At 64.2% G+C, this 22,876-nt stretch carries 19 protein-coding genes; 12 read left to right on the top strand and 7 right to left on the bottom strand.

The window, feature by feature from the left end; translation table 11 throughout:
• The first annotated feature begins 120 nt into the window (after positions 1-120).
• On the top strand, positions 121-1,038 hold the full coding sequence (locus AC0WRY_RS03860; RefSeq protein ID WP_194405749.1) for a sulfite exporter TauE/SafE family protein: 918 nt from the start codon (positions 121-123) through the stop codon (positions 1,036-1,038).
• Entirely contained in the window at positions 1,035-1,805 is a 771-nt protein-coding gene (locus tag AC0WRY_RS03855) for a TIGR02186 family protein (protein WP_194405748.1), read from the top strand. The genes AC0WRY_RS03860 and AC0WRY_RS03855 overlap by 4 nt, the downstream gene beginning before the upstream one ends.
• 233 nt (positions 1,806-2,038) lie before the next feature.
• On the opposite strand, the gene AC0WRY_RS03850 is transcribed toward AC0WRY_RS03855, so the two are convergent.
• The gene (locus AC0WRY_RS03850; RefSeq protein ID WP_194405747.1) at positions 2,039-2,812 is read right to left on the bottom strand and encodes an MBL fold metallo-hydrolase; all 774 of its coding nucleotides are present in this window, start codon (positions 2,810-2,812) and stop codon (positions 2,039-2,041) included.
• A gap of 14 nt (positions 2,813-2,826) precedes the next feature.
• Complete coding sequence (locus tag AC0WRY_RS03845) at positions 2,827-3,738, bottom strand: DMT family transporter (protein WP_194405746.1); 912 nt, start codon at positions 3,736-3,738, stop codon at positions 2,827-2,829.
• 98 nt (positions 3,739-3,836) lie between these two features.
• Here AC0WRY_RS03845 and AC0WRY_RS03840 point away from each other — a divergent pair, with 98 nt between their 5' ends.
• Positions 3,837-4,700 carry a LysR family transcriptional regulator gene (locus AC0WRY_RS03840; protein WP_491122691.1) on the top strand — a complete coding sequence of 288 codons (864 nt, stop codon included), beginning with the start codon at positions 3,837-3,839 and terminating at the stop codon, positions 4,698-4,700.
• Positions 4,701-4,747: 47 nt separating this feature from the next.
• Here AC0WRY_RS03840 and AC0WRY_RS03835 read toward each other — a convergent pair whose 3' ends face one another.
• The gene (locus tag AC0WRY_RS03835) at positions 4,748-4,993 is read right to left on the bottom strand and encodes a hypothetical protein (RefSeq protein ID WP_194405744.1); all 246 of its coding nucleotides are present in this window, start codon (positions 4,991-4,993) and stop codon (positions 4,748-4,750) included.
• 198 nt (positions 4,994-5,191) lie between these two features.
• Here AC0WRY_RS03835 and AC0WRY_RS03830 point away from each other — a divergent pair, with 198 nt between their 5' ends.
• Both AC0WRY_RS03830 and AC0WRY_RS03825 read left to right on the top strand, forming a co-directional pair.
• On the top strand, positions 5,192-7,717 hold the full coding sequence (locus AC0WRY_RS03830; RefSeq protein WP_194405743.1) for a glycogen/starch/alpha-glucan phosphorylase: 2,526 nt from the start codon (positions 5,192-5,194) through the stop codon (positions 7,715-7,717).
• Between the two features lie 94 nt (positions 7,718-7,811).
• The gene (locus tag AC0WRY_RS03825) at positions 7,812-8,627 is read left to right on the top strand and encodes an acyl-CoA thioesterase (protein WP_194405742.1); all 816 of its coding nucleotides are present in this window, start codon (positions 7,812-7,814) and stop codon (positions 8,625-8,627) included.
• 96 nt (positions 8,628-8,723) lie between these two features.
• On the opposite strand, the gene AC0WRY_RS03820 is transcribed toward AC0WRY_RS03825, so the two are convergent.
• From AC0WRY_RS03820 to AC0WRY_RS03810, 3 genes are all read right to left on the bottom strand, one after another.
• The gene (locus tag AC0WRY_RS03820) at positions 8,724-10,340 is read right to left on the bottom strand and encodes a phosphoenolpyruvate carboxykinase (RefSeq protein ID WP_194405741.1); all 1,617 of its coding nucleotides are present in this window, start codon (positions 10,338-10,340) and stop codon (positions 8,724-8,726) included.
• Positions 10,341-10,625: 285 nt separating this feature from the next.
• Positions 10,626-13,220, bottom strand: coding sequence for a CHAT domain-containing tetratricopeptide repeat protein (locus AC0WRY_RS03815; RefSeq protein WP_194405740.1), 2,595 nt, complete (start codon positions 13,218-13,220; stop codon positions 10,626-10,628).
• A gap of 268 nt (positions 13,221-13,488) precedes the next feature.
• Positions 13,489-14,952 carry an adenylate/guanylate cyclase domain-containing protein gene (locus AC0WRY_RS03810; protein ID WP_194405739.1) on the bottom strand — a complete coding sequence of 488 codons (1,464 nt, stop codon included), beginning with the start codon at positions 14,950-14,952 and terminating at the stop codon, positions 13,489-13,491.
• Between the two features lie 405 nt (positions 14,953-15,357).
• Here AC0WRY_RS03810 and AC0WRY_RS03805 point away from each other — a divergent pair, with 405 nt between their 5' ends.
• Entirely contained in the window at positions 15,358-16,941 is a 1,584-nt protein-coding gene (locus AC0WRY_RS03805; RefSeq protein ID WP_194405738.1) for a tetratricopeptide repeat protein, read from the top strand.
• A gap of 16 nt (positions 16,942-16,957) precedes the next feature.
• On the top strand, positions 16,958-17,350 hold the full coding sequence (locus AC0WRY_RS03800; protein ID WP_194405737.1) for a hypothetical protein: 393 nt from the start codon (positions 16,958-16,960) through the stop codon (positions 17,348-17,350).
• A gap of 362 nt (positions 17,351-17,712) precedes the next feature.
• Here the strand turns inward: AC0WRY_RS03800 and AC0WRY_RS03795 are convergent, their stop codons facing one another.
• On the bottom strand, positions 17,713-18,450 hold the full coding sequence (locus tag AC0WRY_RS03795; protein WP_194408154.1) for a HugZ family pyridoxamine 5'-phosphate oxidase: 738 nt from the start codon (positions 18,448-18,450) through the stop codon (positions 17,713-17,715).
• Between the two features lie 241 nt (positions 18,451-18,691).
• Here AC0WRY_RS03795 and AC0WRY_RS03790 point away from each other — a divergent pair, with 241 nt between their 5' ends.
• From AC0WRY_RS03790 to AC0WRY_RS03770, 5 genes are all read left to right on the top strand, one after another.
• A complete protein-coding gene (locus tag AC0WRY_RS03790) occupies positions 18,692-19,393 on the top strand; it encodes a response regulator transcription factor (RefSeq protein WP_008542552.1) in 702 nt (233 codons plus the stop codon).
• A 202-nt stretch (positions 19,394-19,595) separates the two neighbouring features.
• Entirely contained in the window at positions 19,596-21,392 is a 1,797-nt protein-coding gene (locus AC0WRY_RS03785) for a sensor histidine kinase (RefSeq protein ID WP_194405736.1), read from the top strand.
• Between the two features lie 56 nt (positions 21,393-21,448).
• On the top strand, positions 21,449-21,973 hold the full coding sequence (locus tag AC0WRY_RS03780; protein WP_194408153.1) for an HPr kinase/phosphorylase: 525 nt from the start codon (positions 21,449-21,451) through the stop codon (positions 21,971-21,973).
• A gap of 133 nt (positions 21,974-22,106) precedes the next feature.
• Entirely contained in the window at positions 22,107-22,508 is a 402-nt protein-coding gene (locus AC0WRY_RS03775) for a PTS sugar transporter subunit IIA (RefSeq protein ID WP_007597752.1), read from the top strand.
• Positions 22,505-22,822, top strand: coding sequence for an HPr family phosphocarrier protein (locus tag AC0WRY_RS03770; protein ID WP_097657200.1), 318 nt, complete (start codon positions 22,505-22,507; stop codon positions 22,820-22,822). Before AC0WRY_RS03775 ends, AC0WRY_RS03770 begins: the two co-directional genes overlap by 4 nt.
• Positions 22,823-22,876: the final 54 nt, after the last annotated feature.

Below are 22,876 nucleotides of genomic sequence, written 5' to 3'. Positions count from 1 at the left end.
CAGAATTTCTAGGGTCCCTCCCGCCAGCAAATTCCGCTATTGAGGGGCGCGGCAATCGTTCCGACCGTCCGGCGGGCATTCCGCGATAGTCGATCCGTCTCGCCGGAGCGTGGTCCTTCGATGCAGCTCTATCTTCCGATCGCCGATCTTCCCGTCAACGTCTTCCTGGTGCTGGCGATGGGCGCCGCGGTCGGCTTCGTCTCGGGCATGTTCGGGATCGGCGGCGGCTTCCTGATGACGCCGCTGCTGATCTTCATCGGCATCACGCCCGCGGTCGCGGTCGCCTCGGTCACCAGCCACATCGCGGCGTCCTCGTTTTCCGGCGCGCTGTCCTATTGGCGGCGGCGCGCGATCGATCCGGCGTTGGCGAGCGTCCTGTTATGCGGCGGCGTGACGGGCACGGCGCTCGGCGTATGGACCTTCACGCAGCTTCGCGCGCTCGGCCAGCTCGATCTGATGATCGCGCTCTCTTACGTCGTGCTGCTCACCACTGTCGGCAGCCTGATGTTCTCGGAAGGCCTGCGCGCGCTAATGCGGACCCGCCGCGGCGCACTGCCGCCGCGCCGCACGCACAACTGGATCCACGGCCTGCCGCTGAAGATGCGGTTCAAGCGCTCGAAGATCTATCTCTCGGTGATTCCCGTGGTGGTCGTCGGCATCATGATCGGCTTCATCGGCGCCATCATGGGCATCGGCGGCGGCTTCATCCTGGTGCCGATCATGATCTATCTCTTGCGGGTGCCGACCTCGACGGTGATCGGGACCTCAATGGTCCTCACCCTCGTCACCATGCTGTTCGCGACCATGCTGCATGCGGTGACCAATCACCTCGTCGACGCCGTGCTGGCACTGATCCTGATGGTCGGCGGCGTCACCGGCGCGCAGTTCGGCGTCCGCGCCGGCCAGAAGATCCGCGGCGAGCAGCTGCGGCTGCTGCTCGGCCTTCTCATCCTCTCGGTCGGAATCCGCTTCGCGATCGAGCTGGTGATCCAGCCTGCGGACCTCTTCACCATCCGTGACCTCGGAGCGAGCGGATGAAGCGCACGGCGCTCGCCCTCCTGCTCGTCCTGCTGCTCGGCTCGGTTGCGCACGCCGAGCGGCTGATCGTGTCGGTCTCCAACCACCGCGTCACGGTGACGCCGAACTATTCCGGCGAGGAGCTGGTGTTGTTCGGCTCGGTGGAGAAGGACGCCACCACGCCCGCCGATCGCACGTCCTACGATCTCGTCGTCACCGTGATGGGCCCGCGCGCCGACATGGTGACGCGTCGCAAGGAACGCACCTTCGGCATCTGGATCAACACCGATTATCGGCAGTTCCTGCAGGTGCCGAGCTATCTCGCGCTGTTCGCCAACCGCCCCTTCGACGCCATCACCTCGCCCGAGATCGCGCGGCGGCAGCAGATCGGGCTCAACAACGTGCTGCTGACGCAGCGGGTCGGCGGCGATTATGCCGACGTGGTGCCGAACGACGCGTTCCGTTCGGCCTTCATCCGCCTGCGCACCCAGCACGGGCTCTATCGCGAGGATGGGAGCGCCGTCACGTTCCTGACGCCGACCCTGTTCCGCACCGGCATCCCGCTGCCGGCGGAAGTGCCGATCGGCACCTATGAAGTCGAGATCAAGCTGTTCGCGAACGGCGCGTTCATCGGCAAGACCGAGACCGCGTTCGAGATCGTCAAGGTCGGCTTCGAACAGTTCGTCGCCACCACCGCCCGGCAGAACGGGTTGATCTACGGCCTCGTCACAGCCGCGATGGCGCTGATGACGGGCTGGATGGCGTCGATCGTGTTTCGGAAGGATTGACGATCGCTGTCATTGCAATGAGGGAGGTTGTGTTTATCGCGTTCCTTCCTCTCGTGTCCCGGACGCGGCGCAACGCTCTTGCGTTGCGGTGCGAGCCAGGACCCAGAAAGCCCGTGATGAATGCGGAGGCATGGGCCCCGGCTCAGCAGCGCACCGCCGAAAAGGCGCTGCGCTGCGTCCGGGGCACGAGACCTGCGTTCGTGCATGAATGGCCGCAATGACGGCCGCGGCAGCTACGGCGCTTCCACCACCGTCGGCACGCCCGGCTCCAGCAGGCGCAGCCGTGGTCCGAATCCGAGCGCGTCGAACGTCTTGCGCAGATCCTCGCTGTTCTGGCGGAAATGCGCCCAGCCTTCGGTGTGCACGGGCACGATCATCGCATCGGGAAAGGCGCGCGCGGTCTCGATGGTGTCGTTGGTGTCCATGGTGAGATGGAACGGCCCGCGCGTCTGCGCGGCGCCGGCGAAGGGCAGCACCACGCCGCATTTGAAGCGGCGCGCGACTTCGGCGACGCCGTCGAACCAGGTGGTGTCGCCGCTGATATAGACCGAAGTCGTGTCCTTGCGGCTCGAGGACACCACGAAGCCGATCACGTCGCCGGACAGCGGCTCGATGCCGGCCGGGCCATGGCGCGCCGGCGTTGCGGTGATGGTCAGCGTGTTGCCGTCGCGATCCTTCAGATGCGAGGTCGCCCAGGGCGCAAGGCCCTCGACATGGCCGCCGAGCCGCTTTGCGCCCGCTTCCGTCGTCAGCACGCGCTTGACCTTATGGAGATAGTCGCGGCCCGAATTGTCGAGATTGTCCGAATGCTGGTCATGGCTGAGCAGCACGGCATCGACCGGTCCGATCGCTTCGGGCTTCAACGCGGGGCCGATGGTCTTCTCCAGCTTCACATGCAGCAGCTGATAGGCGCCGGGCGCATCGAAGGTCGGATCGGTCAGCAGGCGAAAGCCGTCGATCTCGATCAGCGCAGTGGGGCCGCCGATCAGGGTGATGGAAATGGGCATGGGACAAACTCCTCTTATGCGACGGTCTTCGCCGGCCGCGTCACCAGATAGATGCCGAGCGCGACCGGAATGATGCCGAGCAGATCGCGCGCTTCGACATGCTCACCAAGGACGAGATACGCGAACAGCATGCCGAGCGGCGGCATCAGGAAATGATAGGCGCTGGCGGCGGTCGCGCCGCACACTTTCAGGAGATGGAACCAGAGCCAGTAAGCGAGGATCGAGCCGCCGAGCACGAGGAACGCGAAGGCCCCGATCAGGCCCGGCGTGACATCGATCGCGTGGACATCGGCGAAGGTGAGCGCGACCGGCGTCAGCACGAGGCCGGCGACGAGGTTCTGCACGCCGTTGCCGATCCACAAGCTTCCCTTCGGCGCAAGAAGCTTGAACAGGATGGTGCCCGCGACGATCGAGGCGAGCGAGGCCAGCGTGAACACGATGCCGTGCAGGGAATCCGTGCCGACCGACAGGCGATGCCAGACAATCAGCGTCACGCCGGCGATGCCGAGCAGCAGGCCACTTGCCTTGCGCCAGGTCATGCCTTCGCCGAGCAGCAAGGCTGCGAGCGCCGCGGTGAAGACCGGATTGGCCGACACGATCAGGCCGCCGAGGCCGGCGGAGACCGATTGCAGGCCGGTGTAGCCGAGGCCGAGATAGAGCGCGTTGTTGGCGATGCCGAGCACGGCGAAGATCGCCGCATCGCGCCAGGACAGCGACCAGGCCTCGCCGCGGATCAGCGTTGCACCCAGGATCAAGATGCCGGCAAGCGAGAAGCGCGCGGCGAGCAGGATCAGCGGCGGGCAATGGGTGACGCCGATCTTGCCGGCGACGAAGGCGTAGCTCCAGAGCAGGCAGAACAGGCCGATGGCGAGCGGCAGCGTGTTGAAGCGGCGGCTGGGGACCGAGATCGAGGGGGCGAGCGACATGAGGGCATTCTCCTGAACCCTCGATCTAGGGAGGCCGCTTGTCATTTGGAAATTAAATGATTAACTGCCGATAAGTGGATTTTCGAATGGAGGCGGTGATGCTCGATCTCGAGCTGCTACGCAGTTTCGTCTCGGTGGTCGAGGCCGGCGGCTTTACCCGCGCCAGTGCGCGCGTCCACCGCACGCAGTCGACGGTCAGCCAGCAGATCAAGCGGCTGGAGGACGATATCGGCCAGGTTCTGCTGCATCGCGACGGCAAGAACGTGCGCCCGACCGAGGCCGGCGAGCGGCTGCTGTCCTATGCGCGCCGGCTGCTCTCGCTGGCCGAGGAGGCGCGCGACGTGCTGCGCCAGCCGGAGGGCGAAGGCGCGATCCGGCTCGGCATCCCCGAGGATTTCGCGGCGTACCGGCTGACCAAATTGCTCGGCGCGTTCGCGCGCTCGCATCCGGGCCTGCGGCTCGACGTGCGCGCCGACCAGAGCAAGCACCTCGCGCGCGATCTCGAGCGCGGCGAGCTCGACCTTGCGCTGTTCAAGCGCGCCGCCGGCGAGAACGGCGCCATCGCGGTGTGGCCGGAGCGGGTGCACTGGGTGACCAGCAAGAGCCATCCGGTCGACGTCCACGCCGAATCCGTGCCGCTGATCGGTTTCCCGGCCGGCTGCCTCTACCGCGCCGGCGCCATCCACGCGCTGGAAAGCATCGGCCGCGCCTGGCACATGGCCTATTCCTCCTCGAGCCTGTCAGGCATCCAGGCCGCGGTCGCCGCCGGCATGGGCCTCAGCATCTTGTCGGAGATGTCGATCCAGTCCGACCACCGCGTGCTGACGGCGAAGGAAGGTTTTGCGCCGATCGACAAGACCGAGGTCGCACTGATGGCTTCGCCCGATGCGAGCCCGGCCACGCTGCGGCTTGCGGACCGTCTTGCCGAATTTTGCGATGCGGTGCAGGCCAAGGCGGCTTGAAGGCAGCCTGACGCCGACTCGAAGCCGCGACGATTGCCGCCCGGCTCTCAATTCACCGCGGACATCAGCCTGTCGCCGCACGCATTCGCGTAAAACTTGCCGCCGCATTGGCGCTTGATGGCGGCGCAGCGCGCCGCGGGCGAGGCATTCTGCGGGACGGTGAAGCCGCAGCTCAGGCCATCCGCGCTGCGGCCGGGCTTGCCGGCGGCAAATGCGGCACTGGAGGCGCTGATGCAGATGACGAGCAGGGCCGCGGCGGCGATTTCAATCAGCAGTCGCTTCAGCAGTTTCATGGGGATGTTCCTCCACACTGATGGCTGAATTGATCGGCAATCTAGCACGGAAACTTAGGTTTCTCCGTGCTCGTCCGGGTTCCCAAATCGGCCCGTTCCTTGCATAATTTTACCTCCGTGCGGGACACGGCCGCGCCAGCGATGGTTCCGGTCCAGGAGCAGGGTGCGTAGAGTGAGTAGCGCTTCGTCGACCAGGAAATGACAGCTTTGCAAGATTCATCGTTCCAGCCCAGTTCTTCCGCTGCCACGCAGCCCATCGACGAGCTCGCGCTGGCCGAGATCAAGGGCGTGATCCTGGCGAAGCTGCGGCTTGCCATCGGCAAGGATGCCGGCATGGCAACCAAGCACGACTGGTACCAGGCCGCGGCGCTCGCGCTGCGCGACCGCATCGTGCATCGCTGGCTCACCGCGGAGAAGCACAGCTACGACGCCGGCCGCAAGCGCGTCTATTATCTCTCGCTCGAATTCCTGATCGGTCGGCTGTTCAGCGACGCGCTCAACAACATGGGCCTCCTCAAGATCTTCGAGGTCGCGCTCGGCGATCTCGGCGTCTCGCTGCCCGAGCTGCGCAAATGCGAGCCCGACGCCGCGCTCGGCAATGGCGGCCTCGGGCGGCTCGCCGCCTGCTTCATGGAGAGCATGGCGACGCTGTCGATCCCCGCGATCGGCTACGGCATCCGCTACGATTACGGCCTGTTCCGCCAGATCATCAATCAGGGCTGGCAGCAGGAATATCCGGACGAATGGCTGAGCTTCGGCAACCCCTGGGAATTGCAGCGGCCCGAGGTGATCTACGACATCAATTTCGGCGGCGCCGTCGAGCATGTCGACGACAAGGGCCGCGACCGCGCGATCTGGCATCCCGGCGAGACGGTGCAGGCGATTGCCTATGACACGCCGATCGTCGGCTGGCGCGGCCAGCACGTCAACGCGCTGCGGCTGTGGTCGGCGCGCTCGCCCGATCCGCTGAAGCTCGATGCCTTCAACAAGGGCGATTATGTCAGCGCCAGCGCCGAGCAGTCGCGCGCGGAGGCGATCTGCAAATTCCTCTATCCGAACGACGAGAGCCCGGCGGGCCGCGAGCTGCGGCTGCGCCAGGAATATTTCTTCGTCTCGGCTTCGCTGCAGGACCTGGTGAAGCGGCACCTCGCCTCCGACGGCCAACTCCGCAGCCTGTCGTCCAAGGTCGCGGTGCAGCTCAACGACACCCATCCGAGCCTTGCCGTCACCGAGCTGATGCGCATCCTCGTCGACCTGCACAATTTCCGCTGGGACGAGGCCTGGAAGATCACGGTCGCCACGCTGTCCTACACCAACCACACGCTGCTGCCCGAGGCGCTGGAGACCTGGCCGGTCGAGCTGTTCGAGCGGCTGCTGCCGCGGCACCTCGAGATCATCTACCGTATCAACGTGCAGCATCTGGCGCTGGCCGAGGCGCGCTGCCCCGGCGACATCGACTTCCGCGCCTCGGTCTCGCTGATCGACGAGAAGAGCGGGCGCCGCGTGCGCATGGGCCAGCTCGCCTTCGTCGGCTCGCACCGCATCAACGGCGTCTCGGGGATGCATTCGGACCTGATGCGCGAGACCGTGTTCCACGACCTCAACCATCTCTATCCCGGCCGCATCACCAACAAGACCAACGGCATCACCTTCCGCCGCTGGCTGATGCTGGCGAACCCGAAGCTGACGGATCTGTTGCGCGAGACCTGCGGCGAGGCCGTGCTCGACGATCCCTCGCAGCTTTCGCTGATCGAGGCCCGCGCCAGCGACGTCGAATTCCAGAAGAAGTTCCGCACCGTCAAGCTGCACAACAAGACCGCGCTGGCGCGCCTGATCGGCGAGCGGCTCGGCATCAAGGTCGACCCGACCGCTCTGTTCGACGTGCAGATCAAGCGCATCCACGAATACAAGCGCCAGCTGCTCAACGTCATCGAGACGGTCGCGCTGTACCAGGCGATCAAGGACAATCCCGACGGCAATTGGGTGCCGCGGGTGAAGATCTTCGCCGGCAAGGCGGCGGCGAGCTACCGCTACGCCAAGCTGATCATCAAGCTGATCAACGACGTCGCGGAGGTCGTCAACAACGATCCCGCGATCGGCGGCAAGCTCAAGGTCGTGTTCCTGCCCGACTACAATGTCAGCCTCGCCGAGGTGATCATTCCGGCGGCCGATCTCTCCGAGCAGATCTCGACCGCGGGCATGGAAGCCTCCGGCACCGGCAACATGAAGCTGGCGCTCAACGGCGCCATCACCATCGGCACGCTCGACGGCGCCAATATCGAGATCCGCGACCATGTCGGAGCTGAGAACATCGCGATCTTCGGCATGGAGGCCGGCGACGTGATGATCCGGCGCAAGCAGGGGCTGGACGCCTCCGACGTGATCCTCAATTCGCCGAAGCTGCAGCGCGCCATCAACGCGATCGGCACCGGCGAATTCTCGCCCGGCGATCCCGGCCGCTTCGAATCCATCGCGCATGCGCTGCGTTATCTCGACCATTACATGGTCAGCGCCGATTTCGATTCCTATTACGAAGCGCAGCGCGCGGTCGACGCACGCTGGCAGGTGACGCCGGCCTGGACCCGCGCCTCCATCCTCAACGTCGCGCGCATGGCGTGGTTCTCCTCGGACCGCACCATCCGCGAATACGCCGAGGAGATCTGGAACGTGCCGGTCAACCCGACCACGCCGCTACTGCCTGATCTGCGCGACGTCGCGGGCTGATTTTCCGCAGGATGGAAGCGGCTACGTCAGAGGTAATTGCATCAGCCGGCGCCGGACGTGATATGACGTTCGACATCGAAAGCCGGATCAAACAATGCACGCCAAGCTCCCGCATCCCTTCGACGACGCCACCCGCATCACCGCGGGCGACTCGAGCTGGCAGGGGCACACCAGCGACGATTACTGGGCCTTTGTCGGCCCGTTCGGCGGCGCCACCGCCGCGACGATCCTCCGCGCGCTGATCGAGCACCCGCAAGCCGCCGGCGATCCGCTGGCGCTCACCGTCAATTACTGCGCGCCGATCGCGAAGGGTCCGTTCGATCTCGATGTGCGTCTGGTGAAGGCCAACCGCTCCAGCCAGCATTGGAGCGTCGAGCTCAGCCAGGGCGGCGGCGAGGTCGCAACGCTCGCGACCGCGGTGTTCGCCGAGCGCCGGCCGTCCTGGGAGCATCGGGTGGCGCAATATCCTCAAACAAAGCCGTTCGAAGAGACGATGCCGTTCCCGAAGATCGCGGCGTCCTGGGCCAACCAGTACGAATTCCGCTTCGTCGAGGGCGAGATGCGGATCGGCCCACCGCAGGCCGAGCTTGCCGGCACCTATTCGAAGATCTGGATCAGCGACCGCACGCCGCGCAAGCTCGACATGCTGTCGCTGATGTCGATGTCGGACGCCTTCTTCGGCCGCATCTTCCACGCGCGGCGCGAGCTGGTGCCGTTCGGCACGGTGTCGCTGACGACCTATTTTCACACGGACAGCGAAGAGCTCGCGGCCGAAGACATCACGCGCGTGCTGGCGACGGCGGATTCGAAGATCATGCACAAGAGCTACGCCGACCAGAATGCCGAGTTGTGGTCGCCGAACGAGCGGCTGCTCGCGACGAGCACGCAGATCGCGTATTTCAAGGCGTAGCTCCTTCTTCCGCGGACTCGTCTGCGGAGAGTATCGCACACAAACAAAAAGGGCGGCCTCGCGGCCGCCCTTTTGCATTGATGACGATGCGAGAGGTTACTCCGCCGCGAGCTTCACGTCCGGCGCGGCGGCGCGGACGTCGGCGTCGACCTGGGCTTCGAACTTGGCGAAGTTCTTCTGGAACATGCCGACCAGCGCGCGGGCGGTCTTGTCGAACTCGTCCTTGTCCTTCCAGGTGTTGACCGGGTTGAGGATCTCGGCCGGGACGCCCGGCAGCGCGGTCGGGACCGCGAAGCCGAAATATTTGTCGGTGCGGAATTCGACGTTGCGCAAGCTGCCGTCGAGCGCCGCAGTGAGCAGCGCGCGCGTCACCTTGATCGGCATGCGCGAGCCGACGCCGTACTTGCCGCCGGTCCAGCCGGTGTTGACCAGCCAGCAATCGACATTGTGCTGGGCGATGAGGTCGCGCAGCATGTTGCCGTAAACGCTGGGGTCGAGCGGCAGGAACGGCGAGCCGAAGCAGGTCGAGAATTCCGGCTGCGGCTCGTTGCCGAGGCCACGCTCGGTGCCGGCGACCTTGGCGGTGTAGCCGGACAGGAAGTGATACATCGCCTGCGCCGGCGAGAGCTTTGCGATCGGCGGCAGCACGCCGAACGCGTCGGCGGCGAGCATCACCACGTTCTTCGGCTGCGGCGCGCGGCCGGTTCGCGAAGCGTTCGGGATGAAGTCGAGCGGATAGGCCGAACGCGTGTTCTCGGTCTTGGAGCCGTCGTCGAAATCCACCACGCGGGTGTCTTCGTCGAGCACGCAATTCTCCAGCACCGCGCCGAAGCGGGTCGAGGCCGCGAAGATCTCGGGTTCGGCTTCCTGCGACAGCTTGATGCATTTGGCGTAGCAGCCGCCTTCGAAATTGAAGACGCCGTTCGGGCCCCAGCCATGCTCGTCGTCACCGATCAGCGTGCGGTTCGGATCGGCCGACAGCGTGGTCTTGCCGGTGCCTGACAGGCCGAAGAAGATCGCGGTGTCGCCCTTGGCGCCGACATTGGCCGAGCAGTGCATCGGCATCACGCCGCGCTCGGGCAGGTAATAGTTCAGCGTGGTGAAGACCGACTTCTTCATCTCGCCGGCATAATAAGACCCGCCGATCAGGACGATCTTGCGGGCGAAATCGATCGCGACGACGTTCTCCGAGCGGCAGCCGTGACGTTTGGGATCGGCGCGGAAGCTCGGCATGTCGATGATGGTGAGCTCCGGCACGAAGGTCGACAGCTCGATCGCCTCGGGACGGATCAGCAGCGTGCGGATGAACAGCGAGTGCCAGGCGAGCTCGGTGAAGACGCGCGTCTTGATCCGGTAGGCCGGATCGGCGCCACCGTAGAGGTCCTGCGCGAACAGCTTCTTGCCTTCGGCGTGCTTGAGGAAGTCCTGGTAGAGCGTCTCGAACTGCTCTGCGGTGATCGACTGGTTGCCGGCCCACCACATCTTCTTGTCGGTGGTGGCGTCACGCACCGTGAACTTGTCCTTCGGGCTGCGCCCGGTGAACTCGCCGGTGTCGGCGCAGAGCGCGCCGTCAGCCGACAGCACCGCTTCGCCCGCCGCGAGCGAATATTGATAGAGTTGCGGCGCACCCAGGTTCCAGTGAACCTGCTTGAGATTCTTTAAGCCGAATTTGTCGGCGCCGAAGGCACCGTTGCGCACGCCCGTCTCTTGCACGAAAAAATCCTCCTAGAACCCGCGACATTTAGCGGACCAAGCCTGGCGCCGTCGCAGTCACCGTGATGAATGGGCCATTCGGCCTCGGCTGAACGACCTAATAATCATGAACGCTGGCGTTGCCAAGCCGATCCCGCAGGATTTGGTTTATTCAAGGACCGCGCCAAACGTCGCGCATGTCAGCTCTGAACCGGCGCGACGAGAAAACGCAAATGATCGCGCAACCAAACGCGTGTTTGCGCGTTACATCAGGTTATTGCGCCGCACAATCCCTGTGTCGTCGGCTTATCTTACCTCACCTTCGCCGATCAGCGCGAACGGGCCCCACATTGCAGGGTAGGCGTTGCGTGGCGACGAGGCGTCGTCAACAAACGTTAACATCGCGCGGCGCAGGGCTTCGGCACGACCGATCTTTGGTTCGTTCTTGAGCAGCTCGAACGTCGATGTGGTCAAGCGGGTGGCGGCTTCCGAATCCACGGCCCAATGCGAGACCAGGAGCGCACGGGCCCCTGCGTAGAAGAACGAGCGCGCCAGCCCCGACAGCGCCTCGGCGCCGGGCTTGTCGCCGGCGATGGTGTTGCAGGCCGACAGCACCACCCAATCGGCATTGAGCTTGAGCTGCGCCACTTCGCTCGCGGTTAGAAGACCGTCGTCGAGCTCCGACGGCTGATCGGGAATGGACAACGCGAGCGAGGGCTCACCCAGTCCCTTGACGTCACCCGCAACGAGACCATGGGTGGCAAAGTAGATGATGCCGTATTGAGCAAGCGCTGCACGCTTCAGCGTCGTCTCGCTGGCATCACGTCCGAGATGGATGTCGGCTTCAGTGGCGCCGACGTCCCTCGCCACCGCGTTCAGCTCGTCGGCGGTGTCGGGCAGTTGCGGCAGCGCCTGTGCCAGCCGCGCGCGGTCGACGCCGGCGCCGCGCCAGAAATCGGTATAGGCGATCGTCGCGATGCTGCGCGCGGCGACCTTACCGCTTGCAGCGCGTCGGTCGGCCGGTCCTTCGGCTGCGGGATTGAAGACAGGATCGCCGAATCCGGTCATCGGCTTTGCGCCCTGATCCCTGCGCGCGAAGGCACGCAGCGATTTCAGGGAGATCACCGACGGCAGTACCGAGACGGCCTGACGCCGCAGCAGCCAGGCAGCATTGCGATAACCTTCGATCTTGTCCGGGATCGCAGCCCGCGGCGTCTCCGTCACCAGGAGGTGAAACGGCAATGCCGTCAGCGCCGCCGATGGCACCACCAGCAAATTGCGCTTGTCCTTCGTCAACGCCTCGACCGGGCCGAGCAGCGCGACATAGAGCTCGTTCGCGAGCGCGAGGTCGAACAGTCCCGATTTGCCGGAGGCATCGCGCGCCTTGCCGACATCCAGTCCCTTGCGGAAAGCCGCCACCTTCCGCGCCATCGCATCCGCGCCGAGCGGGATCTCCTTCCACTCAGCGCCATCGCGCGTGATCGCGACGACATAGCTCTGCTTGTCGACGACGGAATAGATCACCATCGCTTCGTCCGCCGACAGCAGCGGCTGGATGTCCTTCACTGCCAGCGGCAGCGGGTTGGAGAGCGAGGCGTAGTCGGGAAATTCGCGCACGAGCGTCTTCTGCAAGCCCGCACGCTCGCTCGCAATCGCAGCGATCCGGGCGCGGCTGCGCTGCTCGGCGGTGGCATCCCGCTGCGCCGACTGCTTCGACACCGCGGCGATGATCGCCTTGTCGAGCGCCTCGGCCTCGGCGGTAAGATCCTGGTCCCGGCGCACCAGCTCGGCGAGCCGATCGCTGCCGGCGGCCATCCGCACCGCGAGCTTGTTCACGGCGGAGGCGGCGGACGATTGCGTACCGCGCTGGATCGCGGCGAGCGCGTCATCGAGCGCCTTGTCGCTCGCCAGCAGCGCCTGCTGCCGCGCCGCGAACAGAACAGGCAGCACGACTCGCAGCTGCGCGCGATTGCCGGCAAGCGTCTTCTCCGCGAACGGCAAGGCGTCGGCGGTCCGGCCCGACATCTGAAGGAAGTTGGCGAGATTGCTGGTCGAGGTCGCGACATCGGGATGGTCGGGTCCGAGCGCACGCTCGCGGATCGACAGCGCGCGGCGATAGAGCGGCTCGGCCTCGGCATAGCGCTGCTGGTGCTCGTAGAGCCCGGCGAGATTGTTCAGCGAACGCGCCACGTCGGGATGATCAGGTCCCAGCACTTTTTCGCGGATTGCGAGCGAGCGCTTGATCGGCGCCTCGGCATCGGTGTCGCGGTTGAGGTCGCGATCGACCTGGCCGATATTGTTGAGGACGGTGGCGACCGCGGGATGCTCGGGCCCGGCGATCTTCTGATAGATCGCCAGCGCCCGCTGGAACAGCGGCTCGGCGTCGGCAAAGTGCTCCTGCTTCACGTAGAGCGTGGCGAGGTTGTTCAGGGCACGGCCGACATCGGGATGCTCGCGCGACAGGCCCTTTTCGCTGACGGCCAGCGCGCGCTTGAAGAGCGGCTCGGCCTCGGCGAAGCGGCCCTGCCGCTGATAGAGCGCCGCCAGATTGTTCAGGAGCGGCGCGATCTCGACGGTGCCCTGACCGGTGCCCTTCTCCATCAGCGCAATGGCACGCTTGTAGAGCGGCTCGGCCTGGTCGTCGTGGCCCTGGTCGGCGTGGATCTGCCCGAGATTGTTGAGCGCGGCGGCGAGATCGCGGTTGTTGCTGGTGTTCTCGAGAGAGGCCACCATGGCCTGCGCCAGCGGCAGCGCCTCCGCATATCTGCCGGCGCTGCGGAGCGCATTGATGCGCGCGCTTTGTGCTGACAGATCGCCCTTCTGGGCAAGGCCGGGCGTGGCAAGCGACGTGGTAATCGCGAGTGCCAGACCCGCAGCCAATGCCAAACGACGACGCGTCATAAACCCTCTCGCTGCGAGCCTTACAGACCTATCGTCTTGGGTCGCAGCGACGGGTCGCTACGTTCAAACGTTGCGTTCTAGGTTGTACTCATAATCCGGCGCTGGGTTTGAGCGCTCTCGGGTGTCCGCTTCCCCCTCAACAGCGGTATAGAGCCGGCCATCGCCGGACGTCGCTGATGGGCCACAAGGCGACATTTGCACGGTTGAGAGGCCCCCTCTCTTTGACGCTCGCAACACCGCTGTCCTTTGAGCAAGGCGGGTAGCTAAGCTACGATCGGCCAGTGACCCGATAGACTCGCGCCTCGCCCTCGACGCCACGCAGCGGGGCGTCGAACTCTTCGACACCGTACCCCGTCAGGAGCTGGCGAACGGCGGGGGCCGTATGGAGCGCTTCCGTGAGACAGATTTCGCCGGCACCGGCGAATGATTGCACCCGAGCTGCGATATTCACGGTCTGGCCGAAATAGTCGAGGTTCTCATTGAGGGTCACGGCGATAGACGGCCCGCAATGGGCGCCCATCTTGAGAATGATCGCCGGCTGGCCATGATCCCGGTTGAACCGTTCGATGTCTTGCAGAATTTGGAGCGCCGCCGCCACGGCATCCGCCGGTTGGAAGAACGCAGCCATGACGGCGTCGCCGATGGTCTTCACAATGGCACCGGCATGCTGATGAGCGATTGCATCTAGGAGAGCGAAATGTTCGCGAACCAAGGCATAGGCATTGAGATCCCCGAGACGTTCGTAGAGCGCGGTCGACCCCTTCAAGTCCGTGAACAGGAACGTCACCTGCCGGACGCCGAGGCCCTCCTCTTCATCGACGCGCTCCGAACGGAAGAGCTTGCGGAACGTCTGGCGCGTCAGCAGCATGCCACCGGAGACGTAGGGATCGAATTGGAGCGTCGGCTTTTTAGGCATCGCCAGGATTTCAGGCGGCCAGTTGATCAGGAGCAGCGAACCGCGCCTGGGACCGGTGTTGCTGATCTCGAAGACCACGGAGCCCGAAGGGAGGGCCGAAACAGCTGGCGTGAACCGTTGCCCGTCATAGGCGATGCGAACGATCGTCTGAGTCTTCGGAACCTGCTCGGCAGAGGGAGCGAGCATGACCGGAAGCATGAAGCCCGCCTGCGTCTGGACGTTGACGCCGGAGAGGGCGCCCGGCTCGATCTCGGCCTGCAGCGTCGTCGTCAGGCCGGATGGCAGATAAGTCATTCCGCGGAGGAGGCCGCGCAGGAAATCGACAAATCGGGTTTGCCCGCCAGGCAGACGCCCGCTGTTGGCGAACTTGAGCTTCCAGTGCAGATCTTCAATCGAAAGATTATCGATGTCATACAAAGCGAGGGGTCGGACTTGCGGCGAGACAGAGAAGGAAACCTCGATGAAGTCGTCCAGCTCCGTCTCGCCCTCGATATCGCACAGCCCGCAGACAAAATGGCTCCGAAGCGCACGGAGCCTCCCAAAACTCTCCAGCACCAGGCCCGAGTGGGGGCAGAGAATGTCCCAATGCATGTCGACCAGCCCGACACGAGCGGCGTGGAGAAATAGATCGATCGACTCCGGCTCAGCCACGCTGCGGTCGCGGGCGAACGCGAGCGGATTGGCACGGTACAGGCTGACCTCATCACCGCTACGGATCAGCGTTTCGAACTTGGAGATGACGCGCGGGCTCCAACTGCGGGCCTGCTCGATCTGGGTCATCTTGCTTTCGAGAAGCCGTTCGTCAATCAATGTCATTGATCGGCTCCTGGCGATGCAATCTGCGCTGGGCCGTCTTGAGCAACCGCTGCCCACAGGACATTGTATGGCAAGACTTTTGATCCTTCCATGTCGCTTATGGGTCAAAATGCGAAGAACTCAGATTGAGCAAATCTAGTCCGCCGAGCACCAATGAGCGGACCTCCATTAGATGAGGCGCGACTTCGCTGATGGGCCACCTTCGGTCGTGGCGCGGCGGAGGCGCTAATATCGGTCTTGATCGTCTCGGCTTCTGAGCACAACAAGCGTAAATCTCGCTGACATGCCTTGGAGTCCAAGTAGACATGGAGAGTGCCAAATAGAAAAGGGTAGCTGGCCTCATGAAATCGGCATAACCTTTCAGTTCGCTCTGTTGGAATTCGAATGCTGCCATGGAGCTGGATCATGAAAAACAAATCATTCGCGGTTGCCGCCATAGCGGCGGCTGGACTTTCGCTCCCGCAACCAGCAATGGGACAATCGGACGACAAGCTCGGTACGGTGAATTTCGAAACATCGTGCAAACCGGAAGCGCAGAAGCTTTTTAGCCAGGGAATGTTGTACCAGCACTCGTTCTGGTACCGCGCCTCGCAAAAGGTTTTCGAAGATGCACTTAAGGCCGATCCCGAATGCGGCATTGCCTATTGGGGCATCGCGCTCAGCCTGTTGTGGAATCCGCATGTGCCGACGCCTGCGAAGAACCTCGCCGAGGGCGGGGCCATAATCGCGAAAGGAAAGAGTGTCGGCGCCAAGACTCAGCGCGAGCGCGACTACCTCGATGCGCTGGGCGTTATGTATGCCGACTACGACAAGGTCGATCACCGTACGCGCATGCAAGCTTACGCCAAGGCCATGGAGCAATTAGCACAGCGCTACCCCAATGATGACGAAGTGCAGATCTACTATGCGCTTGCCCTAAACACCTCGGCTTCGCCGGCCGACAAAACCTACGCCAACCAGCTCAAGGGCGCGGCAATCCTGGAGCCGATCGCAATACGCCAGCCGCAACATCCCGGCGTGGCGCATTACTTGATTCACCTTTACGACTATCCGCCGATCGCCGAGAAAGGCCTTGATGCCGCCCGACGCTACGCCAAGGTCGCGCCAGCGTCAGCTCATGCCCAGCACATGCCATCACACATCTTTACGCGCGTCGGTTACTGGAAGGAGTCGATTGCCTCCAACGTCGAATCATCGCGTGTCGCCAGCGCGGACAACGAGGGCCATGATCAGCTGCACGCTATGGATTATTTGGTCTACGCCTATCTACAACTTGGGCAGGATGAGAAAGCCGCAGCCATTATCGACGAGATGAACGCGGTCACCGGCTTCACCGAGACTTTCATCGCCGGGCCATACGCGCAGGCCGCTTCGCCGGCACGCTACGCAGTGGAGCGCGGCGATTGGAAGGCTGCGGCGGCGCTTCAGGTTCGCCCTAGTCCGCTGGCTCACGTCCAGGCGATCACTCATTTCGCGCGAGCGCTAGGCGCAGCCCGGTCGGGCAATCCTGAAGCCGCCAAGGCTGACATCGCAAAGCTCGCTGAGCTGCGCGATAAGTTGCGCGATGCCAAGGACGCATATTGGTCGCAGCAAGTCGACATTCAGCGGCAGGTGGCCACCGCCTGGCTGCTCTACGCCGAAGGCAACCGCGACGATGCGCTGAAGGCGATGAGTGCCGCTGCTGATGCCGAGGACAAGACCGAGAAGCATCCAGTGACGCCAGGCGTGCTCAGACCGGCGCGCGAACTCTATGGAGTCATGCTGCTCGAGAGCGGCAATGCCAATGAAGCACTTGCCGCCTTTGAGGCAACCCTGAGGAAGGAGCCAAACCGACTCGGCGCCTATGTGGGCGCGGCCAAGGCCGCAGAAAAGTCCGGTGACTCCGCCAAGGCTCGGGACTACTACGGCCAGGTCGTTGCGATCGCCGATGCTGCCGATAGCACCCGGATCGAGCTTGCCGAGGCGCGTGCGTTCCTGACGAAGCGCTGAGAAGCCGGCGAAAGCCATGGAACACACCGTGAGAGCAGCCTTTCTGCCGATCGTTCTGGGCATCCTTGCGAGCCCGGCCAGCGCTCAATCGCTTCAGGTCGTAGGATATTCTGGCCATTTGGGCGAGTGGGAGTTGACCGCCACCGTCACCGAAACGGTTTCCGGCCATACGAAGGAATACTCCGGGCCATTAACGATGAAGCACATCGGGGTGTGCACTCAGGATGGCCCGGAGGAGAAGACCGGTGAAATGCGTTTTCGGGTATCGGACTCATCATCCCAATTGAACGCGACATTCTCGGTTGCCGGCGTCGAATGCACCTACAGTGGACGACTGTCAGACTCCTATACGGGCACCATGAAATGCCCCGATCGTCAGGCGGTTCCCCTCAAGCTGTGGCTGAGATAATTGCCTGCCAAGAAACATTCTCCTGGATAACAAGCGCCGAGAGCTGCGGATCATAAGCGAGCCAAACGAGATCTTGTGGGCGCCGGGTCCGTTCAGTCCGCATCAGCGGATACGGGCTAACGTTGGCACGTCAGTTTGCCGCCTGTCGCAGACAATTGCAGCGCGGCTCCGGCGGGGCGGATGACAGGAACGGTCGCGCGTTTAACGGCGCTCTCGCGCAGTCCCGTCCACATGGCGAATGACGGCGTCACATGTTGCGAGCGCTGCGACTTCCGGTCCGGGTCATCAGCAGTACTGCTCCACCCAATCAGAAAACTTCCGCTCGGCGCTCAGAGCCGACCTCGATTTCGGGAGTACACGCCCTAGTCGCCCACCTTGCTGCGCGCTTCGCCAGCGAGACGCACCAGCATCTTGCGCAGCGAGGTGCCGTCCGTGACCCGCTCCGGAAAGTCCAGCCGCAGCGCGATCTGGCCGTCCTGCATGTCGAGACCATCAGGATCGCAGCCGGTGCAGCGCCAGTCGCCCGCGGCCGCGCCCAGCAGCTTCGTCGCGTAGAGGCCCATGGCCTCGCGATGGTCGGCATTCATGTGGTCGACAGCGCCCTCCTCCGCCGCCAGCAGATCCTCGGCGCCGGTGAGGTCCGTGAGGAATCGCTCGGGCTTGAGGTCGACGATCCGGCCGAAGCCGGCTACCAGATGGGTTCCCGTGGGGCGGATCCGGAAAAAGGAGAAATCCTTAAAAGAAACAAAGCCTTCCGCAGACGGATGCGCATTGAGATACCGCCGCTGCAGCAGTTCCCTTTCGGAATCCGCCTGCTCCGCCCGGCCGGACAGCATGATCCGCGCGCCTTCCAGCGGATCGCCTGCCGCCCGCTCATCCAGCATCAGCGAGACCCGGCTGTCCGCCAGAATGTTCCTGGTGTGCACGGCGAGGCCCGAGATCAGCAAAATGGGCGAGCCGTCGGGGTGGCTGGCCAGATTGACCAGGGAACAATAGGGGTCGCCGCTGCCGGCCATGAGGGTTGCCAGCGCCCCCTGCCGCGATCGCCGCAGCAGGGATTTGGCGAGCTTTGAGGGGTCGAAATCAGGGGTCGGTTGCATCGGCTTTCTCGGCTCAGGTGGTTGCAAGGGGGGCCTTTTTTCGGGTAAACGGGGGCCTGGTTATGGGTCGACATGCGGCGAATCTGCTGCATTTCGTGGAACTTGGTCACACTTCAGCCCAGCTTGCATTGCTCGGTGACAAGGTTCGAACGCCGACTTCGGCACCCATGTATGCGGCGCATCAGTGGATTGCTCGCCGTTTCAAGCCACGACCCAAACGGACAGCAGAAAGCAGAGGCTCATGCCCACAATCGCTTTGGTCGACGACGACCGCAACATTCTCACATCCGTCTCGATCGCGCTGGAAGCCGAAGGCTACCGCATCATGACCTACACCGACGGCGCCAGCGCGCTTGACGGTTTCCGTACCACCCAGCCCGACCTCGCCATCCTCGACATCAAGATGCCGCGCATGGACGGCATGGAGACGCTGCGCCGCCTCAGGCAGAAGTCCGACCTGCCGGTGATCTTCCTGACCTCCAAGGACGAGGAGATCGACGAGCTGTTCGGCCTCAAGATGGGCGCCGACGACTTCATCCGCAAACCGTTCTCACAGCGCCTTTTGGTCGAGCGCGTCAAAGCGGTGCTGCGCCGCTCGGCACCGAAGGACCCGACCGTCGCGCCGAAGGAGAACGACGCCAAGGCGCTCGACCGCGGCCTGCTGCGCATGGATCCGGAACGGCATACCTGCACCTGGAAGAACGAGCCGGTGACGCTGACCGTCACCGAATTCCTGATCCTGCAGGCGCTGGCGACCCGTCCCGGCGTGGTGAAGAGCCGCAACGCGCTGATGGACGCCGCCTATGACGACCAGGTCTATGTCGACGACCGCACCATCGACAGCCACATCAAGCGGCTGCGCAAGAAGTTCAAGGTGGTCGACAACGAGTTCGAGATGATCGAGACGCTCTACGGCGTCGGCTACCGTTTCAAGGAAGCCTGAGGCGGCGGGCGCCTTCGCAAACACTTACGAGCATCTCCGGTTCTCGTTCCATGGGGACCGGGATTGCTCCAAGCGCGATGAGATCATCGCACGTTCGATTATTTCTTGAGCATGATCCTTCGGAAAACCGCTGCACACTTTTCCGGATCATGCTCTAGGATGCAGGGACCCTCAACGAGCTGTCCTAACGCAGGCGTAAGCATTGCTGGACCGAACGCAGCCTGATCCAAACCGGAGCGCCGGGGATGTCACATCCGACGGCGTTCAGCAGCAATTTGCCGAAGACAAGCCACAGGGCTTCCGGCCGCTGAACTGGCTGAAGCGCGCCGGTCAGTTCTTCTTCGCGCTGTCCTTCTCCAGCCTGACCCGCCGTATCGTCTCGCTCAACCTTGCCGGCCTCGTCGCGCTGGTCGCCAGCATCCTCTATCTGTCGCAATTCCGCGCCGGCCTGATCGACGCGCGGGCGCAGAGCCTGTTGGTTCAGGCCGAGATCATCGCCGGCGCGATCGCGGCCTCCGCCACGGTTCAGACCAACGCCATCACCATCGATCCCGACCGGCTGCTCGACCTCAAGCCGGGCGAGACCTATGGCGGCTCGGACGAATATTCGCCGCTGGACTTCCCGATCAATCCGGAGCGGGTCGCGCCGGTGCTGCGCACGCTGATCTCGCCGACCAAGACGCGCGCCCGCATCTACGATCCGAACGGCAGCCTGCTGGTGGACAGCCGCAACCTCGAAAACGTGCTGCGCTACAATCTGCCGCCGCCGGCCGAAAAGCCCGGCATCGTCGAACGCGGCATGGTCGCGGTGCGCACCTGGCTGAACCGCGGCGACCTGCCGCTCTATCGCGAGCTCGGGCCCGAGAACGGCAACGGCTATGCCGAGGTGAGCGATGCGCTGCAGGGCCAGAAGCGCTCGATGGTGCGGGTCAACGTGCGCGGCGAGGTGATCGTCTCGGTCGCGGTCCCCGTGCTGCGCTCGCGCGCGATCCATGGCGCCTTGATGCTGTCGACGCAAGGCGACGACATCGACCAGATGGTCACCGCCGAACGCCTCGCCATCCTGAAGGTCGGCGGCGTCGCGGCCACCGTCATGATCATGCTGTCGCTGCTGCTCGCGAGCACGATCGCCGGGCCCGTGCGCCGGCTCGCCGACAGCGCCGAGCGCGTCCGCCGCCGCATCAAGGCCCGCATCGAGATTCCCGATTTCACCCGCCGCCGCGACGAGATCGGCCATCTCTCGGGCGCATTGCGTGACATGACGAGCGCGCTCTACAGCCGCATCGAGGCGATCGAGATGTTCGCCGCCGACGTTGCGCATGAGCTGAAGAACCCGCTGACCTCGCTGCGCTCGGCGGTCGAGACGCTGCCGCTGGCGCGCAACGAAAACAGCCGCGCCCGCCTGCTCGAGGTGATCGAGCACGACGTCAAGCGGCTCGACCGCCTGATCTCCGACATCTCCGACGCCAGCCGCCTCGATGCCGAATTGCAGCGCCAGGATGCGATCCCGGTCGATCTGCGCCGCCTGCTGACGACGCTGGTGTCCGTTGCCAATGAAACCAAGCTCGGCCACGACGTCGCGGTCGAGACCCGCCTCGAAGGCCGCAGCCCGACCGACACCTTCGCCGTGACCGGCCACGATTCACGGCTCGGGCAGGTGGTCTCCAACCTGCTCTCCAACGCGCAGTCGTTTTCCGAGCGCGGCAACAAGGTGCGCCTCACCTGCCGCCGCGTGCGCGGAGAGATCGAGATCGTGGTCGACGATGACGGCCCCGGCATTCGCGACGACGCGCTGGAGCGCATCTTCGAGCGCTTCTACACCGATCGTCCGCATCAGGGCTTTGGCCAGAACTCCGGCCTCGGCCTCTCGATCTCCAAGCAGATCATCGACGCCCATGGCGGACGGATCTGGGCCGAGAACCGCGCAGGCCCGCCGGATGACGAGGGCGTGCCCACAGTTGCCGGCGCGCGCTTCGTGGTGCGACTGCCGGCGCTATGAGCCAAGATAGCTTGAACGAAGGTAGCTTGAACGAAGGCAGCTTGAACGAAGGCAGCTTGAACGATGGCTCGCCCAGCGTGCACGCCACCGCGGTCAAGGTCGGGCCTCTGGCGGTGCTGATCCGCGGGCCCTCGGGCTCCGGCAAGTCGCGCCTTGCCTTTGATTTGATCATGGCGGGACGTTCGGGCGTGGTCGACAGGGCCGTTCTGGTCGGGGATGACCGTGTCCATCTGGCGACAGTCGGCGATGAAATTGAGGTCCGCCCCGCGCCCCGCCTTGAGGGCCTGATCGAGATCCGGGGTCTCGGGATCCGCCGCTGCGACTTCGTGGAGCATGCGACCGTCGGTCTCGTGGTCGATCTCGACGCCGCGGACGCCGAGCGCCTGCCGCCGCCGGAAGCCCTGAAAACCAGCATTTCCGGTGTCGAAATACCGCGAATCCCCGTCGGCCGCGACACTTCACCCCTCCCCCTGGTTGTTGCGGCCTTGACCACTACCAAGAGTTCATCTTCCGTTAACCCTTCAGGCGATTGTTTGAAGGGAAATGGTAACCATATGAACCCCACTATCGCGACCGAATAGACCGGCGCAGCTCCCCTCATCCATCCGTCTAGATTCAGGGAGATACGCAACATCCCCTCTTGCGCAGGGGCTCTGGATGGTCAAAGTGGCGCGTTCGTGCGGTGCACCAAAAGCGCCCGCGAGGAGTTTTCCGATGATTGGTCTAGTACTTGTGACCCACGGGCGCCTTGCCGACGAATTCAAGGCAGCGCTTGAACATGTCATGGGCCCACAAAAGCAAATCGAAGCGATCACGATCGGCGCCGAAGATGATTCCGATCTCTGTCGAAGCGACATCATCGAGGCGGTTAACCGCGTCGATTCCGGCGATGGCGTTGCGATCCTCACCGACATGTTCGGCGGCACGCCGTCGAACCTTGCAATATCCTGCATGAGCCGGCCCAAGGTCGAAGTGCTCGCAGGCATCAACCTTCCCATGCTGGTGAAGCTCGCCAAGGTCCGCGAGGAGCGTCCGCTGCCGGACGCGATCGCGATGGCTCAGGAAGCGGGCCGCAAATACGTCACCATCGCCAGCCGGGTGCTCGCCGGCAAATGAGCGACGACGCGCCACAAGCGGGGACAGGCGTGCCCGCGGGCGCGATCTCCAAGGATCTCCTGATCATCAACAAGCGCGGCCTGCATGCGCGCGCCTCGGCGAAGTTCGTCCAGGCCGTCGAGCGCTTCGACGCGCAAGTCTGGGTGACGCGCGGCGGCGAGACCGTCGGCGGCACCTCGATCATGGGCCTGATGATGCTCGCCGCGGGACCCGGCACCACCATCACCGTCGCCGCCGCCGGCACCGACGCCGAAGCCGCGCTCGCGGCGATCACCGAGCTCGTTGAAAGCAAGTTCAACGAGGAAGGGATTTAGCTGCCCGTTGTCATTTCGGGGCGATGCGCAGCATCGAACCCTTTCACGCTTGGC

This window comes from Bradyrhizobium sp. T-12, from assembly GCF_058314695.1.
The sequence above is the reverse complement of the archived record's forward strand: the minus strand, read 5'-3'. Positions and strand labels throughout refer to the sequence as shown.